This is a genomic window from Ancylobacter lacus, from assembly GCF_018390635.1.
Taxonomy (GTDB): Bacteria; Pseudomonadota; Alphaproteobacteria; order Rhizobiales; family Xanthobacteraceae; genus Ancylobacter; species Ancylobacter lacus.
The window spans coordinates 1-925 of sequence record NZ_JAHBGE010000059.1 but is presented as its reverse complement, the minus strand read 5'-3'; the positions used below and the strand labels follow the sequence as shown (position 1 = coordinate 925).

Annotated in this window: 2 protein-coding genes; both read right to left on the bottom strand. The window is 66.9% G+C overall.

All coding sequences use genetic code 11. The annotated features are described in order from the left end of the window. Positions 1-256, bottom strand: a 256-nt coding sequence (locus KHC27_RS14850; protein WP_213340172.1) for a hypothetical protein, incomplete at its 3' end; no start/stop codon positions are given. 115 nt (positions 257-371) lie between these two features. Next, positions 372-925: DNA-methyltransferase (locus KHC27_RS14845; protein ID WP_213340171.1), on the bottom strand; the 554-nt coding region annotated here is incomplete at its 5' end.

Sequence of the window (925 nt, the reverse complement as noted above, 5' to 3'; positions counted from 1 at the left end):
TGTAGCGCGAAAAATCAGATGGCAGTGCGCGAAAGATCAGATGGCAGCGCCAGAAACCCCATTCTGGAGCTGCGCTGAAGGTATGTTGAAGGCTCGCTGAAGAGGCACGACCGCGCGCGATTTGGAACTGGTCCATCACCCGGTTGAAGCCCATAACGGGAGGGCCATGATGCTGGCCGGCATCTGGGGCCTCCCCGGATTCCACGCTCATGCTTGACAAGCCGCCCATCGGCCAGCCCTGCAACGGCTGCGGCATCTGCCGCCGCGCCGCACGATGATCGCCGCGGCGGCCTTCACGATGTCAAACAGCCATTCCGGGATGCGGGCCTCGATCCCGTTATGACGGATCGAGACCCTTTTTCTCTCCACAATCAGGCGGCCTCGGCCGCCTCCCGAAGCCGCCGGCAGGCGATCTCGAAATAGTCCGGCACCACCTCGATGCCGGTGTAGGGCAGCCCGCGGCGGGCACACGCCACGCCCACCGTGCCCGAGCCCATGAAGGGATCGAGCACGGGGCCATCCATGACCTGCAGCAGCCCTTCCATCAGCTCGACCGGCTTGCCGGCGATATGCCACTTGCGCCCCGATGTTGACGCCCGGAACACGCCGGGAGCGCACGGCCCGACCAGCGCTCGCGGCCCCTGGGTGCCCCAGGCCACAAATTCAGCCTGGGCGCGGTACCGGCCCAATTGTGGACGGCCGCCTTCGGTCTTGTCCCAGACTGCGATGCCCCGCCACACCCATCCACCGGCCTGAAGCGCGTCCGTCGTCACCGGGAACTGACGCCAGTCCGAAAACACCGCGCAGATTCCGCCCGGCCGGGTCAGCTCGCGCGCCCGGCCCATCCAGAGGGCTGACCAGGCGAGATAGCCGCGCTGGTCGCGTGTATCGCCGGCGAACTCGGGATAGAGCCCACGGTCGGTCG